Consider the following 4,081-nt stretch of genomic DNA (forward strand, 5'->3'; position numbering starts at 1 on the left):
GTTGCGCCGGGTGGTGGATTTCGCGGTGGTCGAGGGCGGCGGCCGCATCTCGCGCGAGCTGGCCGACGACGCGCTGACCCGTCTGGGCGTGGACGGGCTGGGCCTCGACGGGGCCGACCGGCGCTACCTCAGCCTGATCGCCGAGGCGTATCAGGGCGGCCCGGTCGGCATCGAGACGATCAGCGCCGCGCTGTCGGAATCGCGCGACGCGCTGGAGGAGGTGATCGAGCCCTACCTGCTGCAACAGGGCCTGATCCAGCGCACGCCGCGCGGCCGCATGCTGGCGCAGGGCGGCTGGCGCCATCTGGGGCTGGCCCCGCCCCGCCCGCCGGGCCAGAGCGACCTTTTCGAAGGCGGATCATGACGCTCGCGGATTTCGAGCCGCTGACGCCGGCCGAACAGGCGGTGATCGCCGGGCTGGGCACCGGCCACGTGACGGTGCTGGGCGACGGAGACATGCCAGGTGAGGACGCAGGCGACGACCGCCGCGTGCGCGCCATCCTGATCCGCTGGCTCGCCCTCGGCGCACCGGGGGACAAGGCTGTGCGGCTGCACGAACACGGCCTCCAAATCGCCGGTGCGCTGGTGGTCAGTGATGGGCGGCGCGATCCCGCCTTGAAGGGCTCCACACCGGGCCTCGACCTCGAAGGCTGCCGGCTCGACAAAGACCTCAAACTTTTGAGCTCCCGGTTCGAGGACAGGCCTGTGCTGCGCGGGGCCAAGCTCGACACGCTGAACCTGCAGGGGTCGCACTTCCCAGGCCTTTTTGCCGATCGGCTGGAGGCGCGGGGCAACGTGTTCCTGCACGGGGTGCAGGCCACGGGCGAGGTGCGGCTTCTTGGCGCGCGGATCGGCGGCGATTTGGACTGCGTGGGCGGGCGGTTCCAGAACCCGCATGAATTGGAAAAGGAAAAGATTAATAGCGGTTCGACGGGTAAGGCGCTAATCGCCGACGGGCTGGCGGTGCGTGGCAGCGTCTTCTTGCGCGGGGTGGAGACCAAGGGCGCGGTGCGACTGGTCGGCGCGCGGATCGGCGGTAATCTGGAGTGTGATGGCGGCCGGTTCGAGAACCTGGGCGGCAAGGCGCTAAGCGCCGACGGAGCGCGCGTGGGTGGTACCCTGTTCTGGCGTAATGGGAGTACAGCTATCGGCGCGCTCGACCTGACGGCGACAGAGTTCGGGAGCATCTGCGACGACCCTGCCTGCTGGCCGGAGCCGGGTGACCTGCTGCTCGACCGTTGTCGCTATGGTGCCTTCACGGGCCGCGGAATCAGCGCGGCGGAGCGCATCCGATGGCTCGACTTGCAAGACCCGGCGCGGTTCGGCAAGGAGTTCTGGCCACAGCCCTGGGAGCACTGCGCGCAGGTTTTGCGCGAGATGGGCCATCCGGAAGACGCGCGCGAGGTGCTGATCGCCAAGGAAAAGCGGCAGCGCCGGGCGCGGCGGGCGCGGTTGCGGCGCGAGGTGGCCGGTACATGGCGCCACGCGGGTATCCCCCTGCAGGTCGGGCTTGATTGGCTCCTCGGCGCCCTCATCGCCTATGGTCACAAGCCCCTGCGGGCGCTTGGCTGGCTGGCGGGGATGTGGCTGTTTGGTGCGGTGCTGTTCGGCATCGCCCATGACGATGGCGGCTTCAAGCCCAACAACGCCTTCATCCTGAGCAAACCGGAATGGGCGCAGTGCGCACCGGGCGGCGAGAGACGGGGCGATCAGCCCTCGACTCTCGCCTGCTATCTCGACCAGCCCGAGGCGGCGGGGTATCCTGAGTTCAACGCCGCGCTCTATTCGCTCGACACGCTGGTGCCGGTGGTCGATCTGGAGGTGCAGGATTACTGGGTGCCCGACGAAAGGACGGCCCGCTGGGCGCGGATCTACCTGTGGGGGCACATCGCCATGGGCTGGTTTCTTGCCCTGCTGGCGGTCGCCGGGTTCTCGGGGCTGATCGACACCCGCGCCACACATGACAGGAAAGGACTGCCCGCATGACCCACCGTTTCACCGTCCGCGTCCATTACGAGGATACCGACATGGGCGGTATCGTCTATCACGCCAATTACCTGAAATTCATCGAGCGCGCCCGGAGCGACTGGGTGCGGGGGCTGGGCCTTGACCAGAACGCCATGCGCGACGCGCAGGGCGTGGTCTTTGCCGTGCGACGCGTCGAGGCCGATTATCACCTGCCCGCCCGCTACGACGACGAGCTGGAGGTGCTGACCGAGACGCGCACCGTCAGCGGCGCCCGGCTGGTGATGAGCCAGCAGGTTCTGCGCGACGGCGCGCTGCTGTTCGCCGCCGAGGTGACGATCGTGTGCATCACGCTGACGGGCCAGCCCGCGCGCCTGCCGGCAAATATCCGCCAGATGGTGCACTGACAGCCACGATTTCCGCGCCGGGACACGTGGTTGTGTTGGCTTTCCCCTGTCATTTGCGATAGTTTGGGGCGCAACAAGGCCCGGCAAACGGGCCGCACAACAACGAGCAGGCAGATGGAAGCAGAAACCCTCGCACTGGCGCAGGAGATGGATTTCTCCCTGTGGGCGCTGTTCGCGCGCGCAACCCTGATCGTGAAGATCGTCATGCTGATGCTCGTCGTGGCGTCGTTCTGGGCGTGGTCGATCATCATCCAGAAACTGATCGTCTACCGCGCCGCCCGGCGCGAGGCCGACGCGTTCGACGCGCGTTTCTGGTCGGGCGAGCCGCTGGACGAGCTGTTCGACGAGATCGGGCCGGACCCGGACGGGCGGGCCGAGCGGATCTTTGCCGCGGGCATGACCGAATGGCGGCGCAGCCACCGGCAGGACGGGGCACTGATCGCCGGGGCCGCGCCGCGCATCGACCGCAGCATGGACGTGGCCATCGCCAAGGAGGCCGAGGGCCTGCGCGGCGGGCTGTCGGTGCTGGCCACGGTGGGCTCGACGGCGCCCTTCATCGGGCTGTTCGGCACGGTCTGGGGCATCATGAATGCCTTCATCGAGATCGCCGAGCAGCAGAACACCAACCTTGCCGTCGTGGCGCCGGGCATCGCCGAGGCGTTGCTGGCCACCGGGCTGGGCCTGCTGGCGGCGATCCCGGCGGTGGTGTTCTACAACAAGCTGAGCGCGGATTCCGACCGCATCATCGCCGGGTACGAGGCGTTCGCCGACGAGTTCTCGACCATCCTCAGCCGGCAACTGGACAGCTAGGCCATGGGCGGCGGGGTGATCCAGGGCACGGAAGGGGGCGGGCGCCGCCGGCGTGGACGCGGACGCACGCGCCCCATGGCCGAGATCAACGTCACGCCCTTCGTGGACGTGATGCTGGTGCTTCTGATCATCTTCATGGTCGCCGCGCCGCTGATGGTCGTCGGGGTGCCGGTGCAGCTGCCCGAAACGGCGGCGAACGCGCTGCCGGGTGAAGACGAGGAGCCGCTGACGGTGACGGTCACCGCCGAGGGGGCGGTGACGATCCAGGCGACCGAGGTGCCGCGCGCGGAACTCGTGGCGCGGTTGCGCGCCATCGCGGCCGAGCGCGACAGCGCGCGTGTCTACCTGCGGGCCGATGGCCGGGTGCCGTATTCCGAGGTGATGCAGGTGATGGGGGCGCTCAATCGCGGGGGATTTGGCGATATCGGGCTTGTCACCGATACCGGCGGTCCGCGCCTCGACGAGACGGACGGCTGACGGCCCCGACCATGAATACCGGTCAGATCATATCCGGGGTGGCCCATCTGGGCCTGATCGGCTGGGCGGTCCTTGGCGGCATGTTCTCTGCGGACGAGCCGGCTTTCGAGGTGACGGAGGTCACCGCGATCTCGGCGGAGGAATTCGCGGCCCTGACAGCGCGGCAAAGCGCCCCCGGCGCGGTGGCCGCGGTCGATACGCCCGAACCGCCCAGCGAAGGCGCGGCGCCGGCGATGCGGTCGCGAAGCGACGCGGCCGTTGCCAAGGACCAGCCGCCCGAGACCGTCACACCGGCCCCCGAGACCGCGCCGGAACGGCCCGAGACCGCGCCGCCGGCGCCTGCCGAGGTCGAGGATACGCCGCCCGAGATGGCGCAGCCGTCGGAGGACGTGGCGGTGATGGTGCCCGAGCGGGCCGAGCAG

At 69.1% G+C, this 4,081-nt stretch carries 5 protein-coding genes and 1 pseudogene; all 6 read left to right on the forward strand.

From position 1 onward, the window contains the following. Window positions 1–364: Holliday junction DNA helicase RuvB C-terminal domain-containing protein (locus tag ACH107_RS30655; protein WP_412509470.1), on the forward strand; the 364-nt coding region annotated here is incomplete at its 5' end. Next, window positions 361–1,986, forward strand: coding sequence for a hypothetical protein (locus ACH107_RS30660; protein WP_412509471.1), 1,626 nt, complete (start codon window positions 361–363; stop codon window positions 1,984–1,986). The genes ACH107_RS30655 and ACH107_RS30660, both read left to right, overlap by 4 nt. Further along, a complete protein-coding gene (ybgC, locus tag ACH107_RS30665; RefSeq protein WP_412509472.1) occupies window positions 1,983–2,372 on the forward strand; it encodes a tol-pal system-associated acyl-CoA thioesterase in 390 nt (129 codons plus the stop codon). The genes ACH107_RS30660 and ybgC overlap by 4 nt, the downstream gene beginning before the upstream one ends. A 114-nt stretch (window positions 2,373–2,486) precedes the next feature. Then, window positions 2,487–3,182 (forward strand): protein TolQ, encoded by a 696-nt coding sequence (tolQ, locus tag ACH107_RS30670; RefSeq protein ID WP_412509473.1) that lies wholly within the window; start codon window positions 2,487–2,489, stop codon window positions 3,180–3,182. A 3-nt stretch (window positions 3,183–3,185) separates the two neighbouring features. Continuing rightward, complete coding sequence (tolR, locus tag ACH107_RS30675; protein WP_412509474.1) at window positions 3,186–3,659, forward strand: protein TolR; 474 nt, start codon at window positions 3,186–3,188, stop codon at window positions 3,657–3,659. 11 nt (window positions 3,660–3,670) lie between these two features. After that, a pseudogene (locus ACH107_RS30680) lies at window positions 3,671–4,081 on the forward strand (energy transducer TonB); the annotation flags it as partial.

This window comes from Roseovarius halophilus (ex Wu et al. 2025) (assembly GCF_047086965.1).

Coding starts and splice junctions, on each gene's coding strand:
- ybgC (WP_412509472.1), top strand. CDS start 1,983: ATGACCCACCGTTTCACCGTCCGCGTCCATTACGAGGATACCGACATG.
- ACH107_RS30660 (WP_412509471.1), top strand. CDS start 361: ATGACGCTCGCGGATTTCGAGCCGCTGACGCCGGCCGAACAGGCGGTG.
- tolR (WP_412509474.1), top strand. CDS start 3,186: ATGGGCGGCGGGGTGATCCAGGGCACGGAAGGGGGCGGGCGCCGCCGG.
- tolQ (WP_412509473.1), top strand. CDS start 2,487: ATGGAAGCAGAAACCCTCGCACTGGCGCAGGAGATGGATTTCTCCCTG.